The sequence below is a fragment of the Streptomyces sp. NPDC093260 genome (genome assembly GCF_040683715.1).
Classification (GTDB): domain Bacteria; phylum Actinomycetota; class Actinomycetes; order Streptomycetales; family Streptomycetaceae; genus Streptomyces; species Streptomyces sennicomposti.
Genome location: NZ_JBFBEK010000022.1, coordinates 16,061 through 40,676 on the forward strand (window position 1 = coordinate 16,061; position 24,616 = coordinate 40,676).

At 72.5% G+C, this 24,616-nt stretch carries 19 protein-coding genes; 4 read left to right on the forward strand and 15 right to left on the reverse strand.

The features are described 5' to 3' along the window. Positions 1-16 precede the first annotated feature (16 nt). The 6 genes from AB0N63_RS25290 to AB0N63_RS25315 form a co-directional block, all read right to left on the reverse strand. On the reverse strand, positions 17-1,741 hold the full coding sequence (locus AB0N63_RS25290; RefSeq protein ID WP_365531800.1) for an urease subunit alpha: 1,725 nt from the start codon (positions 1,739-1,741) through the stop codon (positions 17-19). Further along, positions 1,738-2,508, reverse strand: a complete 771-nt coding sequence (gene ureA, locus AB0N63_RS25295) for an urease subunit gamma (protein ID WP_365531802.1) — start codon at positions 2,506-2,508, stop codon at positions 1,738-1,740. Before ureA ends, AB0N63_RS25290 begins: the two co-directional genes overlap by 4 nt. Before the next feature lie 231 nt (positions 2,509-2,739). Then, positions 2,740-3,828, reverse strand: coding sequence for a branched-chain amino acid aminotransferase (locus tag AB0N63_RS25300; RefSeq protein WP_365531804.1), 1,089 nt, complete (start codon positions 3,826-3,828; stop codon positions 2,740-2,742). Positions 3,829-4,082: 254 nt separating this feature from the next. Further along, positions 4,083-5,126, reverse strand: coding sequence for a 3-isopropylmalate dehydrogenase (locus tag AB0N63_RS25305; RefSeq protein WP_365531807.1), 1,044 nt, complete (start codon positions 5,124-5,126; stop codon positions 4,083-4,085). 166 nt (positions 5,127-5,292) lie between these two features. Then, positions 5,293-5,424 (reverse strand): hypothetical protein, encoded by a 132-nt coding sequence (locus AB0N63_RS25310; protein WP_086025501.1) that lies wholly within the window; start codon positions 5,422-5,424, stop codon positions 5,293-5,295. 269 nt (positions 5,425-5,693) lie between these two features. Continuing rightward, complete coding sequence (locus tag AB0N63_RS25315; RefSeq protein WP_365531809.1) at positions 5,694-6,233, reverse strand: GNAT family N-acetyltransferase; 540 nt, start codon at positions 6,231-6,233, stop codon at positions 5,694-5,696. 194 nt (positions 6,234-6,427) lie between these two features. On the opposite strand from AB0N63_RS25315, the gene AB0N63_RS25320 reads away from it, so the two are divergent. Then, positions 6,428-6,634, forward strand: a complete 207-nt coding sequence (locus AB0N63_RS25320; protein WP_365531811.1) for a DUF5988 family protein — start codon at positions 6,428-6,430, stop codon at positions 6,632-6,634. A 109-nt stretch (positions 6,635-6,743) separates the two neighbouring features. On the opposite strand, the gene pruA is transcribed toward AB0N63_RS25320, so the two are convergent. After that, positions 6,744-8,375: an L-glutamate gamma-semialdehyde dehydrogenase gene (pruA, locus tag AB0N63_RS25325; RefSeq protein WP_365531813.1), complete on the reverse strand. Its 1,632-nt coding sequence runs from the start codon at positions 8,373-8,375 to the stop codon at positions 6,744-6,746. A 182-nt stretch (positions 8,376-8,557) separates the two neighbouring features. Continuing rightward, a complete protein-coding gene (locus tag AB0N63_RS25330; protein ID WP_365531815.1) occupies positions 8,558-9,484 on the reverse strand; it encodes a proline dehydrogenase family protein in 927 nt (308 codons plus the stop codon). 180 nt (positions 9,485-9,664) lie between these two features. On the opposite strand from AB0N63_RS25330, the gene AB0N63_RS25335 reads away from it, so the two are divergent. After that, positions 9,665-10,870: a helix-turn-helix domain-containing protein gene (locus AB0N63_RS25335; protein WP_365531816.1), complete on the forward strand. Its 1,206-nt coding sequence runs from the start codon at positions 9,665-9,667 to the stop codon at positions 10,868-10,870. A gap of 393 nt (positions 10,871-11,263) precedes the next feature. Here AB0N63_RS25335 and serA read toward each other — a convergent pair whose 3' ends face one another. The 6 genes from serA to AB0N63_RS25365 form a co-directional block, all read right to left on the reverse strand. Then, a complete protein-coding gene (serA, locus tag AB0N63_RS25340; protein WP_365531818.1) occupies positions 11,264-12,853 on the reverse strand; it encodes a phosphoglycerate dehydrogenase in 1,590 nt (529 codons plus the stop codon). 286 nt (positions 12,854-13,139) lie between these two features. Further along, positions 13,140-14,138: a ketol-acid reductoisomerase gene (gene ilvC / locus AB0N63_RS25345; protein WP_009190778.1), complete on the reverse strand. Its 999-nt coding sequence runs from the start codon at positions 14,136-14,138 to the stop codon at positions 13,140-13,142. A gap of 119 nt (positions 14,139-14,257) precedes the next feature. Then, positions 14,258-14,782: an acetolactate synthase small subunit gene (gene ilvN, locus AB0N63_RS25350; protein ID WP_009190777.1), complete on the reverse strand. Its 525-nt coding sequence runs from the start codon at positions 14,780-14,782 to the stop codon at positions 14,258-14,260. A gap of 20 nt (positions 14,783-14,802) precedes the next feature. Then, a complete protein-coding gene (locus AB0N63_RS25355; RefSeq protein ID WP_365531822.1) occupies positions 14,803-16,647 on the reverse strand; it encodes an acetolactate synthase large subunit in 1,845 nt (614 codons plus the stop codon). Positions 16,648-16,929: 282 nt separating this feature from the next. Continuing rightward, the gene (locus AB0N63_RS25360) at positions 16,930-20,241 is read right to left on the reverse strand and encodes an EAL domain-containing protein (RefSeq protein WP_365531823.1); all 3,312 of its coding nucleotides are present in this window, start codon (positions 20,239-20,241) and stop codon (positions 16,930-16,932) included. Positions 20,242-20,655: 414 nt separating this feature from the next. Next, positions 20,656-21,645 carry a 2-hydroxyacid dehydrogenase gene (locus AB0N63_RS25365; RefSeq protein ID WP_365531825.1) on the reverse strand — a complete coding sequence of 330 codons (990 nt, stop codon included), beginning with the start codon at positions 21,643-21,645 and terminating at the stop codon, positions 20,656-20,658. A gap of 78 nt (positions 21,646-21,723) precedes the next feature. Here AB0N63_RS25365 and AB0N63_RS25370 point away from each other — a divergent pair, with 78 nt between their 5' ends. Continuing rightward, complete coding sequence (locus AB0N63_RS25370; protein WP_365531827.1) at positions 21,724-22,722, forward strand: aldo/keto reductase; 999 nt, start codon at positions 21,724-21,726, stop codon at positions 22,720-22,722. Between the two features lie 223 nt (positions 22,723-22,945). Beyond that, positions 22,946-24,103 carry a PQQ-dependent sugar dehydrogenase gene (locus tag AB0N63_RS25375; RefSeq protein WP_365531829.1) on the forward strand — a complete coding sequence of 386 codons (1,158 nt, stop codon included), beginning with the start codon at positions 22,946-22,948 and terminating at the stop codon, positions 24,101-24,103. A 267-nt stretch (positions 24,104-24,370) separates the two neighbouring features. Here AB0N63_RS25375 and AB0N63_RS25380 read toward each other — a convergent pair whose 3' ends face one another. Continuing rightward, the gene (locus tag AB0N63_RS25380; RefSeq protein WP_365531830.1) at positions 24,371-24,601 is read right to left on the reverse strand and encodes a DUF6191 domain-containing protein; all 231 of its coding nucleotides are present in this window, start codon (positions 24,599-24,601) and stop codon (positions 24,371-24,373) included. Positions 24,602-24,616: the final 15 nt, after the last annotated feature.

Genomic DNA, 24,616 nt, shown 5'->3' on the forward strand with positions numbered 1-24,616 from the left:
GCTGGGGGCGCGAGTCTCAGAGGAAGTACAGGCGGTTGAGGGAGACGGAGTCGGCGGGCGCGGAGCGCAAGGGGTCGCCGTCGAGGGTGACCAGGCCGGTGCGCTGGTCCACGTCGACCGCCCCGGTACGGGAGTTGAGCCGCAGGTCGGCCGGGCCGATACCGCGGGTGTCGCGGACGGCGACCCGGCGCCTGCGGGTGGGCATCGTGTCGTGGCCCTGGTCGAGCGCGGCCTGCGCCACGAACGCCACCGAGATCTCGGCGGGAGTGGCGCCGTGCGCGCCGAACTGCGGTCCGAGGACGAGGGGTTCGCAGGTGTCGGTGGCCGCGTTGGGGTCGCCGACCACGCCGTACGCCGGGAAGCCCGACTTCAGCACCAGCTGCGGCTTGGCGCCGAAGTACTCCGGGCGCCACAGCACGATGTCGGCGAGCTTGCCGACCTCCAGCGAACCGACCTCGTGCGAAAGGCCGTGCGCGATGGCCGGGTTGACGGTCAGCTTGGCGATGTAGCGCAGCACGCGGGCGTTGTCGTCGCCCTCGCCGTCGCCGTCGGCCGGTCCCAGCTCGGCCTTCATCTTGCCGGCCATCGCGAAGGTGCGGCGCACGGTCTCGCCGGCCCGGCCCATGCCCTGCGCGTCGGAGGAGGTGATGCCGATCGCGCCCAGGTCGTGCAGCACGTCCTCGGCGCCCATCGTGCCGGCCCGGATGCGGTCGCGGGCCATCGCCGCGTCGCCGGGCAGATCGGTCTTCAGGTCGTGGACGGAGACGATCATGCCGTAGTGCTCGGCGACCGCGTCCCGGCCGAAGGGCAGGGTGGGGTTGGTGGAGGAGCCGATGACGTTCGGGACGCCCGCCATCTTCAGCACGTTGGGGACGTGTCCGCCGCCGCAGCCCTCGATGTGGAAGGCGTGGATGGTGCGGCCCTCCAGGACCCGCAGGGTGTCCTCCACCGACAGGCACTCGTTCAGCCCGTCGCTGTGCAGGGCGACCTGCACGTCGTGCTCCTCGGCGACGCGCAGCGCGGTGTCCAGGGCGCGGGTGTGGGCGCCCATGTCCTCGTGCACCTTGAAGCCGGACGCGCCGCCCTCGGCCAGCGCCTCGATCAGCGGGGCCTCGTGCGAGGACGAACCCCGGCCCAGGAAGCCGATGTTGACCGGCCAGGCGTCGAAGGCGCCGAACGCGTGCCGGAGCGCCCACGGCGAGTTGACGCCCACCCCCCACACCGGCCCGAACTCCTGGCCGATGATCGTGGTCACCCCGGAGGCCAGCGAGGCCTCCATGATGCGCGGCGACAGCAGGTGCACATGGGTGTCCACGGCGCCGGCGGTGGCGATCAGGCCCTCGCCGGAGACGATGGTCGTTCCCGTGCCGACGACCACGTCCACGCCGTCGAGCGTGTCCGGGTTCCCGGCCCGGCCGATCGAGCAGATCCGGCCCTCGCGGATGCCGATGGACACCTTGCGGATGCCCTGCACCGCGTCGATCACGACGACGTTGCTGATCACCACGTCACAGGTGTCGCGGACGGCGGCGGCCTTGAGGTGCAGTCCGTCGCGGGCCGTCTTGCCGAAGCCGGCCAGGAACTCGTCGCCGTAGCGCTGTGCGTCGGACTCAACGCGGACGACGAGTCCCGAGTCGCCGAGCCGGACGCGGTCACCGGCGCGGGGGCCGTGGGTGGCGGCGTAGGCGTACGGGTCGATGTGGATCGCACGGCTCACCTCGCGCCCCTTGGAGCGGCTCATCGGTCGCCTCCTTCCGGCGTGTCCGGTCCTCGCGGTGCTTCGGGTTCCTGCGGCGCGTCGTGTGCTTGCGGCGCCTCCGGCACGTCCGGGGTGACGCCCAGGTAGCCACAGGCGGCGGCCCGGCGCAGGGCCTCCGCCTTCGCCCCGGGCGCGTCCAGCGGGCCGTCGACCAGCCCGGCGAAGCCGATCGCCACGCGCGCGCCGCCGATCGGGACGAGGCCGACCTCCGCGCTCTCCCCCGGCCCGAACCGCACCGACGACCCGGCCGGCACCGCGAGCCGCATGCCGTAGGCGGCGGCGCGGTCGAAGTCCAGGCGCGGGTTGGCCTCGAAGAAGTGGAAGTGCGAGGTGACGGAGACGGGGACGGCCGCGGTGTTGGTGACCGTGAGGCACACGGCCGGCTCGGGGTCGGCGTGCTGCGGCCCCGGCAGGAGCGCGCCCGGCGCCCGGTCGCCCTGACTGCCGCCGGCCAGCGGGTCGGTGACGATCGCGAGCCGGGAGCCGTCGTCGAAGACGGCCTCCACATGGACCTCGGTGACCACGTAGGCGACGCCGGGCAGCACGTCGTCCGGGCCGAGCACCGTACGGGCGCGCTCGATCGCCTCGGCGAGGCGTGCGCCGTCGCGGGCGGCCTCGCACACCGTGTCGGCGATCAGGGCGGTGGCTTCCGGCACGTTGAGCCTGAGGCCGCGGGCCCGGCGGGCGCGGGCCAGTTCGGCGGCCCCGAAGAGCAGCAGCCGGTCACGTTCGGTGGGGGTCAGGCGCACGCGTCGGCACCTCCTTGCCTCTCGCACTTTAGAGCACCACTCTAAACGCCAGATCTCACGCGAGGGAAGCTTCGCGGAGAGCCGTCGTTCATGTCACATCGAGCGGCGTTCTAAGACGTGGGCGGGACACTCGACCACCTCCGGGCGTCCGGCGCGCCCCGCCGGCGCCCGGAAAGCGAAAGGGCCGCCGCGGACGATACGTCCACGGCGGCCCAGGAGCCGGAGGCTCGCTCAGCCGATCTTGTGCATCCAGCCGTGCTCGTCCGGCGTGACACCGCGCTGGATGCCGAGCAGCGCCTCGCGCAGGCGCAGGGTCACCTCGCCGGGCGTGCCGTCGCCATGGGTCCAGCCGTCCGACTTGGTCTTGACGTGGCCGATCGGGGTGACCACGGCGGCGGTGCCGCAGGCGAAGACCTCGGTGAGCGCGCCGGAGGCGGCGTCGGCCCGCCACTGCTCCAGGGTGATCACGCCCTCCTCGGCGGTGAGGCCGAGGTCGCGGGCGACCTGGAGGAGGGAGTCGCGGGTGATGCCCTCCAGGATGGAGCCGCTCAGCTCGGGGGTGACGATCCGGTCGCCGTAGACGAAGGCGACGTTCATGCTGCCGCTCTCCTCGACCTTGGTGCGGGTCACCGCGTCGAGGTAGACGACCTGGTCGCAGCCGTGCGCGGCGGCCTCGGCCTGGGGCAGCAGGGAGGCGGCGTAGTTGCCGCCGGTCTTGGCGTCACCGGTGCCGCCGGGCACCGCGCGGACGTGGTCCTCGGCGACCCAGATGGTGACCGGCTTGACGCCGCCGGCGAAGTAGGCGCCGGAGGGCGAGGCGATCAGCATGAACAGGTACTCGTTGGCCGGGTGGACGCCGAGCCCGGTCTCCGAGGCGAACATGAACGGCCGCAGGTACAGGGACTCCTCGCCGCCGTGCGGCGGGACCCAGTCCGCGTCCTGCGCCAGCAGCGCGTCCAGCGCCTCGATGAACAGCTCCTCCGGCAGCTCGGCCATGGCCATGCGGCGGGCGGAGTTGCGGAACCGGCGGGCGTTGGCCTCCGGGCGGAAGACCGCGACCGAGCCGTCGGGCTGGCGGTACGCCTTGAGCCCCTCGAAGATCTCCTGGCCGTAGTGGAGGACGTGGCAGGAGGGGTCGATGGAGATCGGGCCGTACGGGACGAGCTGCGCGTCGTGCCAGCCTCGGCCCTCGGTCCACCGGATCGTCACCATGTGGTCGGTGAAGTGGCGGCCGAACCCGGGGCTGGCCAGGATCGCCTCACGCTCGGCGGCGGACAGCGGGTTGGCGGAGGGCTTGAGCTCGATCGTGGGCGTCGTCATGAGTGGATGTCCTTCACCGGTTGTCGTGACGGGCCGCATTCACGCCCGCACGACCGTCGCCGGTCAGTGGTTGGACGTCCGAGCATTCCCTCATACCGCGGCTCCGCGTTCGATTATCGCGCGGGACCTGCGGCGGACGGAATCGGGGTGAAGGCGGCCCGGGGTTCGATGGTGGCACCCGGCGGCGGACACGGGAAAGCCGCCGGGCGCGGAATGCGACCCGACGGCTTCGCTGGTTCGAGCAGCGCGGCGGGTCAGCCGGCTACTCGTACGGCGAGGGCGTCACCGATCTCGGAGGTGCTGCGCTCGGGCAGACCGCCGCGCTCCGCGAGGTCGGCGGAGACGGCGTCCTCGATCCGGGTCGCCTCGGCCTCGTAGCCGAGGTGGCGCAGGAGCAGGGCGACGGAGAGGACCGTGGCGGTCGGGTCGGCCTTGCCCTGGCCGGCGATGTCCGGGGCCGAGCCGTGCACGGGCTCGAACATGGACGGGAACTCGCCGCTCGGGTTGATGTTGCCCGAGGCGGCCACGCCGATGCCGCCGGAGACGGCCGCGGCGAGGTCGGTGATGATGTCGCCGAAGAGGTTGTCGGTGACGATGACGTCGAAGCGCTCGGGCTGGGTGACCAGGTAGATCGTGGCGGCGTCGACGTGGATGTACTCGGTGGTGACCTCGGGGTACTCCTCGGCCACCTTGTTGAAGATGTTCGTCCACAGGTGGCCGGCGAAGGTCAGCACGTTGTTCTTGTGGACCAGCGTGAGCTTCCGGCGCGGGCGGGCCTGGGCGCGGGCGAAGGCGTCGCGGACCACGCGCTCGACACCGAAGGCCGTGTTGACGGAGACCTCGGTGGCGACCTCGTGCTCGGTGCCCTTGCGGATGGTGCCGCCGTTGCCCGTGTAGGGGCCCTCGGTGCCCTCGCGGACGACGACGAAGTCGATCTGCGGGTCGCCGGCGAGCGGGGTGGCGACGCCGGGCAGGAGCTTGCTCGGGCGCAGGTTGACGTGGTGGTCGAAGGCGAAGCGGAGCTTGAGCAGGAAGCCGCGCTCCAGGACGCCGGAGGGCACCGACGGGTCGCCGATGGCGCCGAGCAGGATCGCGTCGTGCGCCTTGAGGGCGTCGAGGTCGGCGTCGGTGAGGGTCTCGCCCGTGGCGTGGTAGCGCCGGGCGCCGAAGTCGAACTCCTTGGTCTCGAGCTTCACGTCCTGCGGGAGGACGGCGGTCAGGACCTTGAGGCCCTCGGCCACGACTTCCTGGCCGATGCCGTCACCGGGGATCACTGCGAGATCGATGCTGCGAGACATGTCGGCACCCTAGCTGTTCGTCCCGAGAGATGACACAACATGTCCACCATATGGACGACTCCCGGTGCCCCGTCCCCCTCCGGCGGGCCGGCGCGCCGCACCCGACCAGGCGCTTCGTGGCGGCCGGACGGGGAGGCGGGCGGACGGGGGAGGCGGCGGTCTGCGGTCAGTGGCCCGTCTGGCCGCCGTTGTCCCGGCGGTCGAGGGCGCGCTGGAGGGCGGCGGCGGCGTTCTTGCGGTCGGACTCGCTCGTACGGGAGACGTGGCGGACTCGGCGGCGGACGGTCGTCTCGGCCATGAGGGATCGACTCCTTCGAGGTACCCACGGAGCGCGTGGGACGGAGGGGGGTTGCGAGACGCCGGAGTGGGCGGGGAGCACGGTGCCGCAGGGGTGGCCTGCACAGGGCCCGGCTCACGACCGCCCTTCGCTGGATCGAGCGTGACGTTCGGCTCCTACAAAAGTAAGGGAGGACCACGCGGCTGTCTGCATAATTACTTGGGCTTCCTACTATCTGAGACGGTGATCGCCCCACACCGCCACTGAGCTGTGGGTTCCCCGGAACCGCGTCAGAGCACGTCGCCGTCGCGCCAGTCGAAGACCAGTTCGGCGCCGATGTCGTCCGCGTCCGCCGGCGCGGGCCACACATAGGTGGAGCCCTCCTCCTCCGCCAGCCGCACCACGCCCTCCGGACCGATCGTGTGCAGCGGCCCGGCCCACGCGCGCCAGCCCCGCGCCGTGTACAGCGGGGCGCCCGCCTCGCTCGCGGAGAGCGCGCCGAACGCGTAGGCGCGCTGGACGACCTCCTCCAGGGCGGTCATGATCCCGCCGCCGATCCCGGTGCGCCGTACGTCCTGCCGGACGGCGACCCCCTCGACGTACCCGACCCGCCGCCACCGCCCCTGGTGGCGCACCCGGCGCTGGACCACGGAGCCGTGCCCGGCGAGTCCCCGCTCGTCGTGGGCGAGGGCGTGGACGCCGCCCAGGGTGTGGTCCCAGTCGTGGTCGCTGAAGTCCCCCTCGAAGGCGGCGTCCAGCAGGGCGCGGACGGCCCCGAGTTCGGCGGGGGTCAGCTCGGCGGTGTGGGCGGTGCGGATCGGAAGGGTCATCGGGCCAGTGTCCCGGCGGCCGGCGGCCGCGTGCGAACCCTTTCCGGCGGCCGGCGGCCGCGTGCGAGCCTCCGGTCGGGCGCTCGGGCGGTCGTCGGGCAGTCGGGACCCGCTTCCGGCCGCCCGCATCGCCCACCCGGCTGATCCTCGCCACGACCGGGGGCATCGGCGTGCGGCGCGGGAACGGTGAGGGCATGAACGACACGGCCAAGGCACTTCTGGAGGGCGGCCCGCAGGACCTGCCCGAGCGGATCGTCGCGCGTCCGGCGCCGGGCGAGGACGTGAAGATCGAGCTGCGCAACGGCTACGAGCACTTCCGGCCGACCGAGCGCCGGGCGGACACACCGGAGGGCACGCTGCCGGTGTACGAGTGGTGGGAGCGCACGGAGATGCCCGGCTAGCGCGCCCCCACCGGTACGGCCGCCGCCCCGGGTGCGCGGACGGGCCGGGTCCCAGCGGACCCGGCCCGTCGGCATGCCCCGCGCGTCGGCTCACGCGCGGCACGGCGTCTCAGCCCATGTGCGGGTAGGTGTAGTCGGTCGGCGAGACCAGCGACTCCTTGATGGCGCGGGTCAGCGTCCAGCGCATCAGGTTCTGCGGGGCACCGGCCTTGTCGTTGGTGCCGGAGGCGCGGCCGCCGCCGAAGGGCTGCTGGCCGACCACGGCGCCGGTCGACTTGTCGTTGATGTAGAAGTTGCCCGCCGCGTAGCGCAGCTTCTCCATCGTGTACGCCGCCGCGGCGCGGTCGTTGGCGATGACCGAACCGGTGAGGGCGTAGTCCGACACCGACTCCATCTGGGTCAGCATCTCGTCGTACCGGTCGTCCTCGTAGACGTACACGGCGAGGATCGGGCCGAAGTACTCGGTGGTGAAGACCTCGTTCTCCGGGTCGGTGCACTCGATGACGGTCGGGCGGACGAAGTAGCCGACCGAGTCGTCGTAGCTGCCGCCGGCGACGATCGTGCAGGCCGGGTCGGCCTTGGCGCGGTCGATGGCGGCCTTGTTCTTGGCGAAGGAGCGCTCGTCGATGACCGCGCCGATGAAGTTCGACAGGTCGGTGACGTCACCCATGGCGAGGCCGTCCACCTCGGCGGCGAACTCCTCCTTGAAGCCCGAGTTCCACAGGGAGGCCGGGATGTACGCGCGCGAGGTCGCCGAGCACTTCTGGCCCTGGTACTCGAAGGCGCCGCGGGTCAGCGCGGTCTTCAGCACCGCGCGGTCGGCGCTCGGGTGGGCGACGACGAAGTCCTTGCCGCCGGTCTCACCGACCAGCCGCGGGTAGGAGCGGTACTTCTCGATGTTGTTGCCGACCGTCTTCCACAGGTGCTGGAAGGTCTTGGTCGAGCCGGTGAAGTGGATGCCCGCCAGGTCGCGGTGGTTCAGGGCGACCTCGGAGACCTCGATGCCGTCGCCGGTGAGCAGGTTGATGACGCCCTTGGGCAGACCCGCCTCCTCCAGCAGCTTCATCAGCAGCACGGCGGCGTGCGTCTGGGTCGGGGACGGCTTCCAGATCACCACGTTGCCCATGAGGGCGGGCGCGGTGGGCAGGTTGGCGGCGATCGCCGAGAAGTTGAACGGCGTGATCGCGTAGACGAAGCCCTCCAGCGGGCGGTGGTCCAGGCGGTTCCACACGCCCGGCGAGTTGGCCGGGGGCTGCTCGGCCAGGATCTGGCGGGCGTAGTGGACGTTGAAGCGCCAGAAGTCGACCAGCTCGCAGGGGCTGTCGATCTCGGCCTGCTGGGCCGTCTTGGACTGGCCGAGCATGGTGGAGGCGGCGATGGTCTCGCGCCAGGGGCCGGCCAGCAGCTCGGCGGCGCGCAGGATGATCGCGGCGCGGTCGTCGAAGGACATGGCACGCCAGGCCGGGGCCGCGGCCAGGGCGGCGTCGATGGCGTCCTGGGCGTCCTGCTTCGTGGCGTTGCGGTAGGTGCCGAGGACGGCCTTGTGGTTGTGCGGCTGCACGACCTCGAAGGCCTCGCCGCCGCCCAGGCGCTTCTCGCCGCCGATGGTGCAGGGCAGCTCGACCGGGTTCTCGGCCAGCTCCTTGAGCTTGGCCTCCAGCCGGGCGCGCTCGGGCGAACCGGGGGCGTAGCCGTGCACGGGCTCGTTGACCGGGGTGGGGACCTGGGTCACAGCGTCCATGTGTTCCGTAACTCCTTGAGGTGAGCGGTGTTGCGGGCGTGGGTGGCGGGCTCAGCCCTTGCCGACCGTCGAACGGACGAAGAAGCGCTGGTGGGCCGGCTTTTCCGCCGGCCGGCGCATGCCGCGCCTTCCCGGGGGCGCCCCCGGACCCCCGGCAGGGGGTGCGGCGCAGCCGTCGCCGGTCAGCCTCGGCTGAGCATGCTCCGCACGAAGAAGCGCAGGTTCGCCGGCTTCTCCGCGAGACGGCGCATGAAGTAGCCGTACCAGTCGGTGCCGTAGGCGGTGTAGACGCGCATCCGGTGACCCTCGGCGGCCAGCCGCAGGTGTTCGTCGCCGCGGATGCCGTAGAGCATCTGGAACTCGTACTCGTCCAGCTTGCGGCCGGCCGTCCGGGCGAGTTCCTGGGCTATGGAGATCAGCCGCGGGTCGTGCGAACCGATCATCGGGTACCCCTCGCCCTCCATGAGGGTCTTCAGGACCCGGACGTACGCCTTGTCGATCTCGTGCTTGTTCTGGTAGGCGACCTCGGCGGGCTCCTTGTAGGCGCCCTTCACCAACCGTACGCGGCTGCCGGCCTCGGCGAGGCGGCGCGCGTCGGCCTCGGTGCGGAACAGGTAGGCCTGGATGACGCAGCCGGTCTGCGGGAAGTCCTTCCGCAGCTCCTCGTGGATGGCGAACATCGAGTCGAGGGTGGTGTGGTCCTCGGCGTCCAGGGTGACCGTGGTGCCGATGGCGGCGGCGGCCTCGACGACCGGACGGACGTTGGCGAGGGCCAGCTCGTGGCCGCCGGGCAGCGCCTGGCCGAACATGGAGAGCTTGACGGACATCTCGACCCGCGGGCCGAGGTCCAGGTCCTTGATGTGGTCGATCAGGGCCAGGTAGGCGTCCCGGGCGGCGGTGGCCTGCTCGGGGGTGGTGATGTCCTCGCCGACCACGTCCATGGTCAGCTCCAGGCCCTTGGCCGTGAGGTCCTCGATGATCGGGACGATGTCCGTCACGGTCTCGCCGGGGATGAAGCGGTCCACGACCTGCTTGGTCACCGGGGCCGCCGAGATCAGACGTCGCATCCGGTCGCTGCGCGACGCGGCAAGAATCACGGGACCCAGCACGGGAACCTCCACAACAGTCAGTCAAAAGGCCGAAACCCGTCCATTCGGGGACGGCACGGAGAACCACTGTGAAAGCTAAGGAACCCTCCGATCCTCTGCCATCGACAGCTGTCACGCATCAGCGGAGTCGATCTCAGACAGATGTATGAAGGCCCTGCAGAAGTGCGGGAGAATGGCCGGATGACGGCGGCGTACAAAGGCGACTACCAGGAGCTGGTGGACGAGATCTCGGAGCTGCTCGGCGCCCCGGCCACCCTGGAGAGCCGCACCTTCGAGCTGATCGCTTTCGGCGCCTACGACAGCGAGGGCGATCTGGACCCGTCCGCCCTGGACCCGGTGCGCACCCGCTCGATCCTCACCCGTCGCTCCACGGCCGCGGTGCGCCGCTGGTTCGAGGGCTTCGGCATCACCCGGGCGACCGGCCCGGTGCGCATCCCGCCCACCCCGGAGGCGGGCGTCTACCGGGGCCGGATCTGCCTCCCGGTACGCCATCGGGGGGTCGTCCTCGGCTATGTCTGGCTGCTGGACGACGATCCCGGGCCGAGCGAACAGCAACTGGCCGCCGCGATGCTGGTGACCGGGCGGATCGGCGCGCTGCTGGCGGACGAGGCGCAGCACGGCGCGGATCTGACCCGGGAGTTGCGGGCGGTGCTCACCGCCGAACGGGGCTGGCCGCGCGACATGGCGGTGGCCGAGCTGCGGACGGCGCTGGGCGCGCGGGCGGACGGGCCGCACACGGTGGTGTGCGTGGCGCCGTGGCCCTCGGCCGACCCGGACGACGCACCCTCGGTGCGGACGCTGCCGGGCGCGACGGCGCTGTGCACGGTGCCGTGGGGCACGACCGCGCAGTGCCTGGCGGTGCTGGTGCGGCTGCGCTCCCCGGAGACGCTGACCGGCGCGGTGTCGGCGGCGACCCGGCTGCTGGAGCAGGCGGAGGCCGGCGCGGTGCCGGCGGTCGGCGGGGCGGGGCGCGGACGGACGGCTGCCGGGGTGGCCGCCGGGCGGATCGGGCTCGCCGATCTGGCCGCCGCCTGGGCGGAGGCGTCGGCGGCGGCCCGTGCCGCGCTGGCCGAGCCCCGGCTCGGGCCGGTCGCCGAGTGGGCGCGGATCGGCCCGTACCGTCTGCTCACCTCGCTGCCCGCGCACGCCACGCACGACGCGGTGACCGGCCCGCTGCTCGCTCCCGGCCACCAGGACCTGGCCCGCACCGCCGAGGTGTACCTCGACTGCGCGGGCCAGGCCGGCCGCACCGCCGCCGAGCTGGGCATCCATCGGCAGACGCTGTACTACCGGCTGTCCCGGGTGGAGCAGCTGACCGGTCTCGACCTGGACGACGGCGAGGACCGTCTGCTGCTCCACATGGCCCTGAAGGCGGCGCGGCTCTAGGGTCTTCCGTTCGGATCGGGCCGGATCAGGGAGCGGGCTCCGGCGAGGGTGGGCCTCCCGCGCCGTCCAGGCAGTAAGGGAGCCTCGCGAGGCGGAGGAGGGCGTCATGGCGGAGCCGTGGCAACCGACGACGACGCGGCGTGGGGATTCCCCTGCTCGAAGAGCTGGGGGGAACGGCACCAGACCCGCGAGGCCGGCATGATCCGAACGAGAGGCCCTGATCGACGGCCGGGCGCCGCTGCTGCCCCCGGTCCCGATCGGGCGGCGCCGACGACGGTCCACCTGGTACGGAAGGGCGGCGACCGGGCGCATGTCGTCACGGCCGGCTTCGTGATCGGCGCGGCCGGCTAGGGGCTGCCGGCCCTGACCGGCAGCCCCAGAGGGACGGTGTCCTCAGACGAGGTTCACCGATCGGGCCGACGTGGCCCCGATCTCCGCCGCGACCTCGGAAAGCACCGACGGCGGCACCGTATCGTCCACCGTGAGCACGGCCAGCGCCTCGCCGCCGACCGCCGCACGGGCGACCTGCATACCGGCGATGTTGACGCCCGCCTCGCCGATGATCCGGCCCACCGTGCCGACGACGCCCGGACGGTCCTCGTAACGCAGGACCACCATGTGGTCGGCGAGTGCGAGGTCCACGTCGTACTCGCCGACGGCGACGATCTTCTGGACGTGCTTGGGGCCGGCGAGCGTACCGGAGACCGAGATCTCCTCGCCGTCGGCGAGGGTGCCGCGCACGGTGACGACGTTGCGGTGGTCGGCGGACTCGCTGCTCGTGGTCAGCCGTACCTCCACGCCGCGCTCCTGCGCGAACAGCGGGGCGTTGACGTAGGAGACGGTCTCGTCCACCACGTCCTCGAAGACGCCCTTCAGCGCGGACAGCTCCAGCACCTTGACGTCGTGCTGGGTGATCTCGCCGTAGACCTCGACGTCGAGGCGGACGGCCACCTCGCCGGCGAGGGCGGTGAAGATGCGGCCGAGGCGCTCGGCCAGGGGCAGGCCCGGCTTGACGTCCTCGGCGATGACACCGCCCTGGACGTTGACCGCGTCGGGCACCAGCTCGCCGGCGAGGGCGAGGCGCACCGACTTGGCGACGGCGATGCCCGCCTTCTCCTGCGCCTCGTCCGTGGAGGCGCCGAGGTGCGGGGTGCAGACCACCTGGTCGAACTCGAACAGCGGCGAGTCGGTGCAGGGCTCCTTGGCGTACACGTCGAGGCCCGCGCCGGCGACCCGGCCCTCCTTGAGCGCCGAGTACAGCGCCTCCTCGTCCACGATGCCGCCGCGCGCGGCGTTGACGATGCGCACGCTCGGCTTGACCTTGTGCAGCGCCTCCTCGCCGATCAGGCCGAGGGTCTCGGGCGTCTTGGGCAGGTGGACGGTGATGAAGTCGGAGACCTCCAGCAGCTCGTCCAGGGTCAGCACCTTGACGCCCATCTGCGCGGCCCGCGCGGGCTGCACGTAGGGGTCGTAGGCGACGACCTTCATGCCGAAGGCGGACATGCGCTGGGCGACCAGCGCGCCGATGCGGCCGAGGCCGACGACGCCGAGGGTCTTCTCGGCCAGCTCGACGCCGGTGTACTTGCTGCGCTTCCACTCGCCGTTCTTCAGCGCGGCGTTGGCCTGCGGGATGTTGCGCGCGGTGGCCAGCAGGAGGCCGCAGGCCAGCTCGGCGGCGGTCACGATGTTGGAGGTCGGCGCGTTGACGACCATCACGCCGGCCTTGGTGGCGGCGGAGACGTCGACGTTGTCCAGACCGACGCCGGCGCGGGCGACGACCTTGAGCTTCTTGGCGGCGGCGACGGCCTCGGCGTCGACCTTGGTGGCCGAGCGGATCAGGATCGCGTCGACGTCGGCGATGGCGGGCAGCAGTTCGGCCCGGTCGGCGCCGTTGCAGTGCCGGATCTCGAAGTCGGGGCCGAGCGCGTCGACGGTGGCGGGCGACAGCTCTTCAGCGATGAGTACGACGGGTTTCGAGCTCACGTGAGTCCTCACAAGTCCAATGCGGACGGCCGTCCCGACGGCCGCAGGCGGTGGAGGGGCATGCCGCGTGGAAGACGCACGACGCTGTGGGCCTGACGCGTTGTTGTGCAGCAGTCTAGTGGCGTTGTGTGCCCTGCATTACTCCGCTGCGGAAGGATCACCCGTCCGTGGCTGGACGGGGTGGACAACGCCGCGAGCCGACCGTGGACCGCGGCCTCGCCCCGGGTTCGGCGAAGAAAGCCGACGAAGGGGCCGGAGCATGGCTCCGGCCCCTCGGCCGTGAGGCTTACGCCTCCTCGTTCACCCAGCTCATGAGCTTGCGCAGCTCCTTGCCGGTGGTCTCCAGCAGGTGCTCGGAGTCCTGCTTCTTGTACTCGTTGTACTTCTTCAGACCGCCGTGGTACTCGTCCATCCAGTTGCGGGCGAAGGTGCCGTCCTGGATCTCGGCGAGGACCTTCTTCATCTCGGCCTTGGTGGCGTCGGTGATGATGCGCGGGCCGGTGACGTAGTCGCCCCACTCGGCGGTCTCGGAGATCGACCAGCGCATCTTCTCCAGGCCGCCCTCGTACATGAGGTCCACGATCAGCTTCAGCTCGTGCAGGCACTCGAAGTAGGCGATCTCGGGCTGGTAGCCCGCCTCGACCAGGGTCTCGAAGCCGGCCTTCACCAGGGCGGCGGTGCCGCCGCACAGCACGGCCTGCTCGCCGAAGAGGTCGGTCTCGGTCTCCTCGGTGAAGGTGGTCTTGATGACGCCTGCGCGGGTGCCGCCGATGCCCTTGGCGTACGACAGCGCCAGCGCGAACGCGTCGCCGGAGGCGTCCTGCTCGACGGCCACGATGCACGGGACGCCGCGGCCCTCCTCGTACTGACGGCGCACCAGGTGACCCGGGCCCTTGGGGGCGACCATGCACACGTCCACGCCGGCCGGGGGCTTGATGAAGCCGTAGCGGATGTTGAGGCCGTGGCCGAAGAACAGCGCGTCGCCGTCCTTCAGGTTCGGGGCGATGTGCTCCTCGTAGACCTGGGCCTGGATCGGGTCCGGGACCAGGATCATGATGACGTCGGCCTCGGCGGCGGCCTCGGAGGGGCTCACCACGCGCAGGCCCTGCTCCTCGGCCTTGGCCTTGGACTTGGAGCCCTCGTGCAGACCGACGCGCACGTCGACGCCCGAGTCGCGCAGCGACAGCGCGTGGGCGTGACCCTGGCTGCCGTAGCCGATGACCGCGACCTTGCGGCCCTGGATGATGGACAGGTCGGCGTCGGCGTCGTAGAACAGCTCGGCCACTTTGGGTTCTCTCCTTGGTGTGCAGGTTGTGCGTCCCACCGTATGCCGGTGAGGGGACGGGAAGTCCGGGGGTCTCGGCATACGGGCGGCGGGTGTCGCCCGACCGCCCGAACGCGTCGTTACGCCGACCGGTCGAGGGCGCGCAGCGACCGGTCCGTGATCGAACGGGCGCCGCGGCCGATCGCGATCGTGCCGGACTGGACCAGCTCCTTGATGCCGTACTGCTCCAGCATCTTGAGCATGGCGGACAGCTTGTCGCTGGACCCGGTGGCCTCGATGGTCACGGCCTCCGGGGACACGTCGACGGTCTTGGCGCGGAACAGCTGGACGATCTCCACGACCTGCGAGCGCGTCTCGTTGTCGGCGCGCACCTTGACCAGGACGAGTTCGCGCTGGACGGCCTGGGTGGGCTCCAGCTCGACGATCTTGAGCACGTTGACCAGCTTGTTGAGCTGCTTGGTCACCTGCTCCAGCGGGAAGTCCTCGACGCTGACCACGATGGTGATGCGGGAGATGTCGGGGTGCTCGGTGACGCCGACCGCGAGCGAGTCGATGTTGAAGCCGCGGCGTGAGAACAGGGCGGTGATCCGGGCCAGGACGCCCGGGGTGTTCTCGACGAGGACCGAGAGGGTGTGCTTGGACATGGTTATCGCTCAGCTCTCTGTCAGTCGTCTTCGTTGTCGCCGAAGTCGGGGCGGACGTCCCGGGCGGCCATGATCTCGTCGTTGGAGGTGCCGGCGGCGACCATCGGCCACACCATGGCGTCCTCGTGGACGATGAAGTCGATGACGACCGGGCGGTCGTTGATGGAGTTGGCCTCCTCGATGGCCTTGTCGAGGTCGGCCGGGGACTCGCAGCGGATCGCGTAGCAGCCCATGGCCTCCGACAGCTTGACGAAGTCGGGGACGCGGGTGCCCTTGGCCTGGGGATTGACGTCGTCCGGGCCGGAGTGCAGGACCGTGTTGGAGTAGCGCTGGTTGTAGAACAGGGTCTGCCACTGGCGGACCATCCCGAGAGCGCCGTTGTTGATGACGGCGACCTTGATCGGGATGTTGTTCAGGGCGCAGGTGGTCAGCTCCTGATTGGTCATCTGGAAGCAGCCGTCGCCGTCGATCGCCCACACGGTGCGCTCGGGCCTGCCCGCCTTGGCGCCCATGGCGGCCGGCACCGCGTAGCCCATGGTCCCGGCGCCGCCGGAGTTGAGCCAGGTGGCGGGCTGCTCGTACTGGACGAAGTGCGCGGCCCACATCTGGTGCTGGCCGACGCCCGCGGCGAAGATCGTGCCCTCCGGGGCGAGCTGTCCGATGCGCTCGATGACCTGCTGCGGGGCGAGCGAGCCGTTGCCGGGCTGGTCGTAGCCGAGCGGGTAGGTGTCGCGCCAGCGGTTGAGGTCGTTCCACCAGGCGGTGTAGTCGCCGCGGTGGCCCTCGGAGTGCTCCTTCTGGACCGCCTGGATCAGGTCGGCGATGACCTCGCGGGCGTCGCCGACGATCGGCACGTCGGCCTCGCGGTTCTTGCCGATCTCGGCCGGGTCGATGTCGGCGTGGACGATCTTGGCGTAGGGGGCGAAGCTGTCCAGCTTGCCGGTGACGCGGTCGTCGAAGCGGGCGCCGAGGGCGACGATCAGGTCGGCCTTCTGCAGCGCGGTGACGGCGGTGACCGCACCGTGCATGCCCGGCATTCCCACGTGCAGCGGGTGGCTGTCGGGGAACGCGCCGAGCGCCATCAGGGTGGTGGTGACGGGCGCTCCGGTCAGTTCGGCCAGCACCTTCAGCTCGGCGGTGGCCTTCGCCTTGAGGACGCCGCCGCCGACGTAGAGGACCGGCCGCTTGGCGGCGGTGATGAGCTTGGCGGCCTCGCGGATCTGCTTGGCGTGCGGCTTGGTGACGGGCCGGTAGCCGGGCAGGTCCATGACGGGCGGCCAGGAGAAGACGGTCTTCGCCTGGAGGGCGTCCTTGGCGATGTCCACGAGGACCGGTCCAGGGCGGCCGGTGGAGGCGATGTGGAACGCCTCGGCGATCACCCGCGGGATGTCCTCGGCCTGGGTGACCAGGAAGTTGTGCTTGGTGATCGGCATGGTGATGCCGACGATGTCCGCCTCCTGGAAGGCGTCCGTGCCGATCGAGGAGGACGCCACCTGGCCGGTGATCGCGACCATCGGAACGGAGTCCATGTGGGCGTCGGCGATCGGGGTGACCAGGTTGGTGGCGCCGGGGCCGCTGGTCGCCATGCAGACGCCGACCTTGCCGGTGGCCTGGGCGTAGCCGGTGGCCGCGTGGCCGGCGCCCTGCTCGTGCCGGACCAGGACGTGGCGCACCCTCGTGGAGTCCATCAGCGGGTCGTACGCGGGAAGGATCGCGCCACCGGGAATGCCGAACACGGTGTCGGCGCCGACCTCCTCGAGAGAGCGGATGAGGGACTGCGCACCCGTGACGTGCTCGGGCGCGGACTGGTGTCCTCCGGATCGGGGCCGCGGCTGCGGATGGGCCCCGGTGGCCTGCTCGGTCATCGGCATTCTCTTCTCGATGCTGAGGGTTCTGGCGAGGATTCTTCGAGGGTCTGGCATGTCCGGCTTCCGCCGGGTTCGCACGGTGTGCGGGTGTTGTACGGAGGGTGCCCGTGCAACAAAAAACCCCTCGTGCCGTGAGGCAAGCGAGGGGAGCGCGCCGGTGTGGGTCGCTGGGGATTCCGGATCTCTCCTCCGGTGGGTCCCAGCTCAGCCGACGCGCTGTCCAAGTACGAGAATTCGGGTGCGCATGGCACTGACCCTCCCCCCGGCGCGCACCTACTGTCAAGTGGGTGGGACGGGCGTCTCATTATGTGGGCACAGTGTCGTTCCGCTCCCGCGCACGGCGGGCACGCTCCCGCCGCCGACCACGGCCGGGGCCGCCCCGCCGCCGAGCACGGCCGGCACCCCGGCGGTGAACGCGGCCACGCCCTTGCCGGCGAAGACCGGCTCGGCCGGTCCCGGCGGCACCGGGTAGTGGCCGGCGGCGATGGCCCGGCGCAGCCGGTACTCGTCCAGCGGGCCGGAGAAGGCCGTGCCCTGGGCGTGGGTGCAGCCCATCGCGCGCAGGGCGACGACCTGTTCGGGGAGGTCCACGCCCTCGGCCACGGACTGCAGCCCGAGGTCGCCGGCGATCCGCAGCAGCCCGCTGGTGATCTTGTGCAGCCGGGCGGACTCCACGACGCCCTCGACCAGGCCCCGGTCCAGCTTGAGCACGTCGACGGGGAGCCGGCGCAGGGCCGTGATGGCGCCGTGGCCGCCACCGAAGCCGTCCAGGGCGATGCGCACCCCGAGCCGGGCGAGGGCCGAAAGGCGGCGCTCCAGCTCGTCCAGCGGGACCCTCGGGTCGGTGTCGGCCAGCTCGATCACCAGCGCCCCGGAGGGCAACCCGTGCCGGGTCAGCAGGGTCTCCACGGCGCCCGGGGGCAGGGTGCGGTCCACCAGGCGGCGGGCGCCGAGCCGGACCGCCACGGAGACGGACAGCCCGGTCCTGGCCCGCTCGGCGGCCTGCTCCACGGCCTGCTCCAGCAGCCAGCGGGCCAGCTCGGCCGACTTGTCGCCGTCCTCGGCGGCCCGCAGGAACTCGGCCGGCGTGAACAGCACGCCCTGGGAGGAGCGCCAGCGCGCCTGGGCGGCGACGGCGGTGACCCGGCCGTCCGCCAGGCGCACCACCGGCTGGTGCAGCAGGGTGAACTCGCCGTCGTGCAGCGCGGAGCGCAGCCGGCCGGCCAGGCCCGCCCGGCGGACCACGTCCTGCTGCATCTGCGGCTTGTACAGCTCGACCCGGCCCTTGCCCGCGGCCTTGGCGCGGTACATCGCGAGGTCGGCGTTGCGCAGCAGCTCGCCCGCGCCGAGACCCGGCTCGGCGAAGGCGACGCCGATCGAGGCGGCGACGCGGACGTCGTTGCCGTCGATGAGGTAGGGCTGCGAGAGGGTCGCTCTGAGCCGGTCGGCCAGCTCCAGGATGTGGCCCTCGCGGGCCGCGTGGTCGCGGCCGCCGTCGCCGACGATGAGGGCGGCGAACTCGTCGCCGCCGAGCCGGGCGGCGGTGTCGCCGTGCCGGACCGCCTCCTGGAGTCTGCGGGCGGCCTGGACGAGCAGTTCGTCCCCGGCCTGGTGGCCGATGGTGTCGTTGACGCCCTTGAAGCCGTCCAGGTCGATGAAGAGCACGGCGGTGCCCCGGTCGGTGCTGCGGCGGCCGGACAGGGCCTGCTGGACGCGTTTGGTGAACAGGGCGCGGTTGGGCAGGTCGGTGAGCGGGTCGTGCTCGGCGTTGTGCTGGAGCTGGGCCTGGAGGCGCACCCGCTCGGTGACGTCCCGGCTGTTGAAGATCAGGCCGCCGTGGTGGCGGTTGATGGTGGACTCGACGTTGAGCCAGCCGCCCCCGCTCTCGGTCTCGCCCGGGTGGGAGGCGCCCCCGCCGCCGAAGCGGAAGCGGCACTCGATACGGGTGGTGGGCTCCTCGTGCGGGCTGGCGGCGAGGAAGCGGCGCACCTCGTGGACCACGCAGCCGAGGTCGTCGGGGTGGATCAGACTGGCCAGTTCGGTGCCCACCAGTTCCTCGGCGGGCCGGCCGTAGACCCCGGCGGCGGCCGGGGAGACGTACCGCAGGACGCCGTTGGGCGCGGCGATCATGATGACGTCGCTGGAGCCCTGCACCAGGGAGCGGAAGTGGTTCTCCTTGTGGGCCAGTTCCTGGGCGAGGGTGATGTTCTCCAGCAGGGTGATGCCCTGCCGTACGAGCAGGGCGAGCACCACGGCCCCCGCGGTGATCAGCACCACGCGGTCGACGCTGTGGCCGTTGAGCACGTTGTAGAGGATCCCCAGCGTGCAGACGGCGGCGGCGAGGTACGGGGTGAGGGCGGCGAGGGAGCCGGCGAGCGGGCGGCCGGCCGGATGGCGGTCGTGCTCGGCGGCCGGGGGGCGCTCGTGGTCGCCGTCGCCGTCCGGCGCGGGTGGCCGGAACCGTCCGTCCGGACCGCCCGGGCGCTGACCGGGCAGGTGTCCGGACGCGGCGCCGCCCGGGCGGCGCTCGGCGGGTGCGGGGCCGTCCGCCACGCGCTCGTGGGCCTCTCCGCCGTCGTCGCCGTCACACGGGTGCGCCTCGTCGTGCGGGCGTTCGCCGCCCTGGGGGCGGGCGGCGCCGGGGTGGCCGCCCTCGTACGGGCGGGCGTCGTGCGGGTGGGCGCCGGGCGCCTCGGAGACCGGTTCGGGCCCTGCGCTCTCGTGCTGTTCGGTGGCCGTGCGGGCGCACTGGGAGGCGGCCCAGGGGGCGTAGGCGAGGATGAGCGAGCCGGCGAACCAGCCCGCGTCCAGGAGCTGCCCCGAGCGGTAGGTGTGGTGCAGCAGGGGCGAGGTGAACAGGGCGTCGCTCAGCACGGTGAGGGCGAGACCGCCGATGGCCGTGTTGACCGCTCTGCGGTTGACGCGCGAGCGCCGCAGGTGCAGCGCGAGCACCATGCTGACCAGGGCGATGTCCAGCAGCGGGTAGGCCAGCGAGAGCGCGGTGTAGGCCACGCTCGGACCGTCGAACCTGGCCGCCTGGGCGAGCGCGAGGCTCCAGGAGAGGGTCAGCAGCGAGCCGCCGATCAGCCAGGCGTCCAGCGCCAGGCACACCCAGCCGGCCCGGTTCACCGGCCGCTTGGCCAGGACCAGCAGGCCGATGATCGCGGGCGGGGCGAAGCACAGGAAGAACAGGTCGGCGTAGCTGGGGCTGGGCACCTGCTCGTCGAGCACGACTTCGTACCACCCCCAGACCGCGTTGCCGAGGGCCGCCATCGCGGAGGAGAGGGCGAACAGCAGCCAGGCGAGCCGGAAGCGGACGCCGTGGCCGCGCGCGTACAGCACGCACGAGACCGCGGCGGTGCCGGCTGCGGCGCTCAGCCCGAAGTCGCCCATGAACAGCGCGACCTCGTGCGAGCCCCAGCCGGTGGCGGAGCCGACGGCGTAGGCGGCGCACACCAGCGCCAGCGCGAGCTGGGGGGCGACCCCGCGGGCGACGGTGGTGGCCGGCGACCGGGACGGCAGCACGCCGGGCGACAGCCGGCCGCGCGGCGCTCCGCTGAGCGTGGTCATCAGGGACGGGGGCGGGCTCACCGGTCCCTCCCGGTCCGCGCCGACGGGTCCAGCGAGGACCGCCGCGCCGGTCGCGGATGCCGTCTCGGGCCGGCGGGGCCGCGCTGCCGGCTCCGGCCGCCGTCCTGATTCCGGTCGTCCTGTGGAAGCCGGCCGCTCTGCGGGCGCCGGCCGCGGTCGCGCGCCGCCGTGCGCCAGGGTTTGCGGTGGCGGCCCCGCCGCTTCGGATGGTTCGTCCATAGGCCGTGCATCGCCCGTCGCCCCCCTCACAGTCTGGAATCCGTCCCCGGCGCCGAAGTGCACGGCGCAGCCCCTGTCGGGACGATACACCAGTATCGTCACTCAGGGACATAGTCGCTCTACGCTCCGTGACGACCAGCGCATATGCGTATACGCACCGCGTCCGGAGGATCGCGGACGGTACCCGAAGCGGAACTACGCGTTTACCGCGCCCGCGGTTCCCTCACCGGCCACGCCCGTCGTGAGGACCACGTTGGCGAGCGGCTCCCGGTTCACGAAACGGGTCAGCTGACGGACCAGCAGGCGCTCGGCGCGCGGCCGGAACGCCGAGGTCGGACCGCCCGCGTGCGGGCTGATCAGCACGCCGGGCGCGTGCCACAGGGGGTGGCCGGCGGGCAGCGGCTCGGGGTCGGTGACGTCGAGGGCCGCGGTGATCCGGCCCTTCTCCAGCTCCGCCAGCAGCGCCCCGGTGTCCACGACGGGCCCGCGCGCCACGTTGACCAGCAGCGCTCCGTCCTTCATCCGCGCCAGGAACCCGGCGTCGACCAGTCCTCGGGTGCCCGGCGTCAAGGGCGTGGACAGGATGACGACATCGGCGTGCGGAAGCAGCGCGGGCAGATCGGTGAGCGGGTGCACGGGACCGCGCGCCGTAGCGCGCCCGGAGCGCGCCACGCGCGCCACCCGCGCGAGCTCGAAGGGCGCGAGCCGGTCCTCGATGGCGGCGCCGATGGCTCCGTAACCGACGATGAGGACGCTCCTGTCGGCGAGCGCCGGGTAGAAGGAGCCGCCCTGCCACGCGCCCCGGTCCTGGGCGCGCACGAAACCGGGGACGCCGCGCAGCGAGGCCAGGACGAGGGTCAGGGCGAGTTCGGCGGTGCTCGCCTCGTGCACACCGCGCGCGTTGCACAGCCGCACCCCGGCCGGCAGGTGCTTCAGACCCGGCTCGACGTTGTCGGTGCCGGCGGACAGCGTCTGCACGACCCGCACCGAGCGCATCAGCGGCATCGGGCGCACCACGAGGGCGGCGGGGCGCATGTACGGCACGACGTAGAAGGCGCAGTCGGCCGGGTCGCCGGGGAACTCCTGCTCCCCGTCGTCCCCTCCGTCCCAGAAGAGGTAGTCCGGCCCGTCCGGGAGCCCCTCGATCTCGTCCGGCGGGATGGGCAGCCACACGTCAGCAGTCATGGTCCGGAGGCTATGTCAGGGGCGTGCGCGGCCAGAGGTTAGGTTGGTCAACCGCAGGCGAGGGAGGGTTACGGCGAGGTGGAGCGCAGGACGATCGGCGCGGGGGCCCTGGCGGTGGGGGCCGTGGGGCTCGGGTGCATGCCGATGAGCTGGTCCTACAGCGCGTCGCGGCAGCGGGGCGAGACCTCGCTGCGGGCCGTGCACCGGGCGCTCGACCTCGGCTCCACGCTGCTGGACACGGCCGACATGTACGGCCCGTTCACCAACGAGCTGCTGGTGGGGCGGGCACTCAAGGAGCGGCGGGCGGACGCCTTCGTCTCGACGAAGGTGGGCCTGCTGGTGGGCGACCAGCACATCGTGGCCAACGGCCGCCCCGGCTATGTGCGCCGCGCCTGCGACGCGTCGCTGCGGCGGCTGCAGACGGACGTGATCGACCTCTACCAGCTGCACCGGGCCGACCCGGAGGTGCCCGTCGAGGAGACCTGGGGGGCGATGGCGGAGCTGGTGCGGGCCGGGAAGGTGCGGGCGCTGGGGCTGTGCGCGGTGGGGGCGCACGGCCGGCGCCGGTCGGGGTCGCGGTTGCACGACGGAACGATCCGGCAGCTGGAGCGGGTGCAGCAGGTGTTCCCGGTGAGCGCGGTGCAGGCCGAGCTGTCGGTGTGGTCGCCGGAGGCGCTGGTGTCGCTGCTGCCGTGGTGCGCGGCGCGGGGCGTCGGCTTCCTCGCCGCGATGCCCCTCGGCAACGGCTTCCTGACCGGCACGCTCACGCCCGGTCAGGGGTTCGAGCCGGACGACGTGCGGGCCCGGCATCCGCGGTTCACCGCCGAGATGATGGCCGCCAACCAGCCGATCGTCGCCGGCCTGCGGCGGGTCGCCGCGCGGCACGGCGAGCGGGTCACCGCGGCGCAGGTGGCCCTGGCCTGGGTGCTGGCGCAGGGCCGGCAGGTGATCCCGGTGCCGGGCGCCAAGCGGGAACGCTGGGTGACGGAGAACGCGCAGGCGGCCCGACTTCGCCTGACGGCCCAGGACCTGGCGGAACTGGCGCGGCTGCCGGCGGCGCGGGGGTCCTGGGACTGAGGCACGGGGGCCGTGCCGCGTGCGGGAGGAGGCCGGGGTTCAGTCGAGGGGGACCGGGGCGGGGCGGGGGGCTCGTCCGGTTCCCGACGTGGCCGCGTCTCGCACGGTGTGCGAGAGGGCCGCCGCTCGCGCGTGGGACGGCTTCGGTTCGCGGTGGAGGGGAACCTGGCGGGCGCGGGCGGTGTATGAGTGGGACGACCCGCCGCGTCGAAGGGACCCGATCGTGCAACGTCGAGCCGTGCCCGGGCTGCTGGCCGCCGCCGTCCTCGTGCTGGCGGCCGGATGCTCCTCCGGTCAGTCGCCGTCCGGCGAACACTCCGCGACGCCCGGCGCCAGCGCGGCGCACTCCTCGGCCCCGGCCCGGGCGGCCGAGAGCGCGCCGCCGGCCAAGGGGACGGTGAAGGTGGTGCGCACGGTCGCCGACGGCCTGGACTCGCCCTGGGGCCTGGCCCCGCTCCCGGAGGGCGGTCTGCTGGTCTCCTCCCGCGACCGGGGCACGATCACGCGGATCGACGAGAAGACCGGGCGCAAGACCGAGCTGGGGACGGTCTCCGGGGTGGCGCCGGAGGGCGAGGGCGGCCTCCTCGGCATCGCCCTCTCCCCCGACTTCGCCTCCGACCATCTGATCTACGCCTACTTCACCTCCGCCTCCGACAACCGGATCGTCCGGATGCTCTACGACGCGAAACGTCCGGCCGGTGACCAGCTGGGGGCGCCCGACACGATCTTCAAGGGCATCCCGAAGGGCGTCATCCACAACGGCGGCCGGATCGCCTTCGGCCCCGACGGCATGCTCTACGCGGGCACCGGCGAGAGCGGCGAGCGGGGGCTGGCCCAGGACCGGAAGTCGCTCGGCGGCAAGATCCTGCGGCTGACGCCGGACGGCGCGCCGGCCCCGGGCGACCCCTTCCCCGACTCGCCCGTGTACTCCTACGGCCACCGCAATGTGCAGGGACTCGCCTGGGACGCCAAGCAGCGGCTGTTCGCCGACGAGTTCGGCCAGGACACCTGGGACGAGCTGAACGCGATCACGCCGGGCGGCAACTACGGCTGGCCGGACGCGGAGGGAAGGTCCGGCGACGGGAAGTTCCGCGACCCGATCGCCCAGTGGCACACCGACCAGGCCTCCCCCAGCGGCATCGCCTACGCCGCCGGCTCGATCTGGCTGGCCGGTCTGCGCGGCGAACGGCTGTGGCGGGTTCCGCTGAAGGGCACAGCGGCCTCGGCGGCCCCGCAGGCGTTCCTGGCCGGCACCTACGGGCGGCTGCGCACGGTGGTCGCCGCGGGCGGCGACCGGCTGTGGCTGGTCACCAGCAACACCGACGGCCGGGGCAGGCCGAGGAAGGGCGACGACCGGATCCTGGAACTCCGGGTGTCCTAGGGTCTTTCGTCCGGATCAGGCCGGATCAGGGAGCGGGATCCGGTGAGGGGGGCGCCTCCCACGCCGTCCAGGCAGTGGGGGAGCCTCGCGAGGCGGAGGAGGGCGTCATGGCGGAGCCGTGGCGACCGACGGCGACGCGGCGTGGGGGTCCCCTGCTCGAAGAGCCTGGGGGAACGGTGCCGGGGCCCGCGAGCCCCGCATGATCCGAACCAGAGCCCCCGGTCCCGGCGTTCCGGCGGGGCGGCCCGGAGCGGCGACCGGGCGCGCTCACTCCTCGCCGGACGCGGTCTCCCCGTCGGGCTCGGTCTCGCCGTCGGGGCCGGCCGTCTCCGGGGCCGTCCTCGGCAGGCGTACGACCACCTTCCCGGACGAGAGGTCGACGGGCCCACGCCCGGGGTCGCCGTCTCCGACGTCCTCCCGGGTCAGCTCCAGCCGGTTCTGCTCGTCCGTGGTGTGCTTGCGCCCTGGTGCGAACAGTTCCTCGAAGGCGTTGAACACGGTCCGCTCCCCTCC

What these genes read in the sequence shown, in the direction of transcription:
- AB0N63_RS25290 (WP_365531800.1), bottom strand. Translation starts at nt 1,741, where the DNA reads ATGAGCCGCTCCAAGGGGCGCGAGGTGAGCCGTGCGATCCACATCGAC.
- AB0N63_RS25300 (WP_365531804.1), bottom strand. Translation starts at nt 3,828, where the DNA reads ATGACGACGCCCACGATCGAGCTCAAGCCCTCCGCCAACCCGCTGTCC.
- AB0N63_RS25305 (WP_365531807.1), bottom strand. Translation starts at nt 5,126, where the DNA reads ATGTCTCGCAGCATCGATCTCGCAGTGATCCCCGGTGACGGCATCGGC.
- AB0N63_RS25310 (WP_086025501.1), bottom strand. Translation starts at nt 5,424, where the DNA reads ATGGCCGAGACGACCGTCCGCCGCCGAGTCCGCCACGTCTCCCGTACG.
- AB0N63_RS25315 (WP_365531809.1), bottom strand. Translation starts at nt 6,233, where the DNA reads ATGACCCTTCCGATCCGCACCGCCCACACCGCCGAGCTGACCCCCGCC.
- AB0N63_RS25320 (WP_365531811.1), top strand. Translation starts at nt 6,428, where the DNA reads ATGAACGACACGGCCAAGGCACTTCTGGAGGGCGGCCCGCAGGACCTG.
- pruA (WP_365531813.1), bottom strand. Translation starts at nt 8,375, where the DNA reads ATGGACGCTGTGACCCAGGTCCCCACCCCGGTCAACGAGCCCGTGCAC.
- AB0N63_RS25335 (WP_365531816.1), top strand. Translation starts at nt 9,665, where the DNA reads ATGACGGCGGCGTACAAAGGCGACTACCAGGAGCTGGTGGACGAGATC.
- ilvN (WP_009190777.1), bottom strand. Translation starts at nt 14,782, where the DNA reads ATGTCCAAGCACACCCTCTCGGTCCTCGTCGAGAACACCCCGGGCGTC.
- AB0N63_RS25355 (WP_365531822.1), bottom strand. Translation starts at nt 16,647, where the DNA reads ATGACCGAGCAGGCCACCGGGGCCCATCCGCAGCCGCGGCCCCGATCC.
- AB0N63_RS25365 (WP_365531825.1), bottom strand. Translation starts at nt 21,645, where the DNA reads ATGACTGCTGACGTGTGGCTGCCCATCCCGCCGGACGAGATCGAGGGG.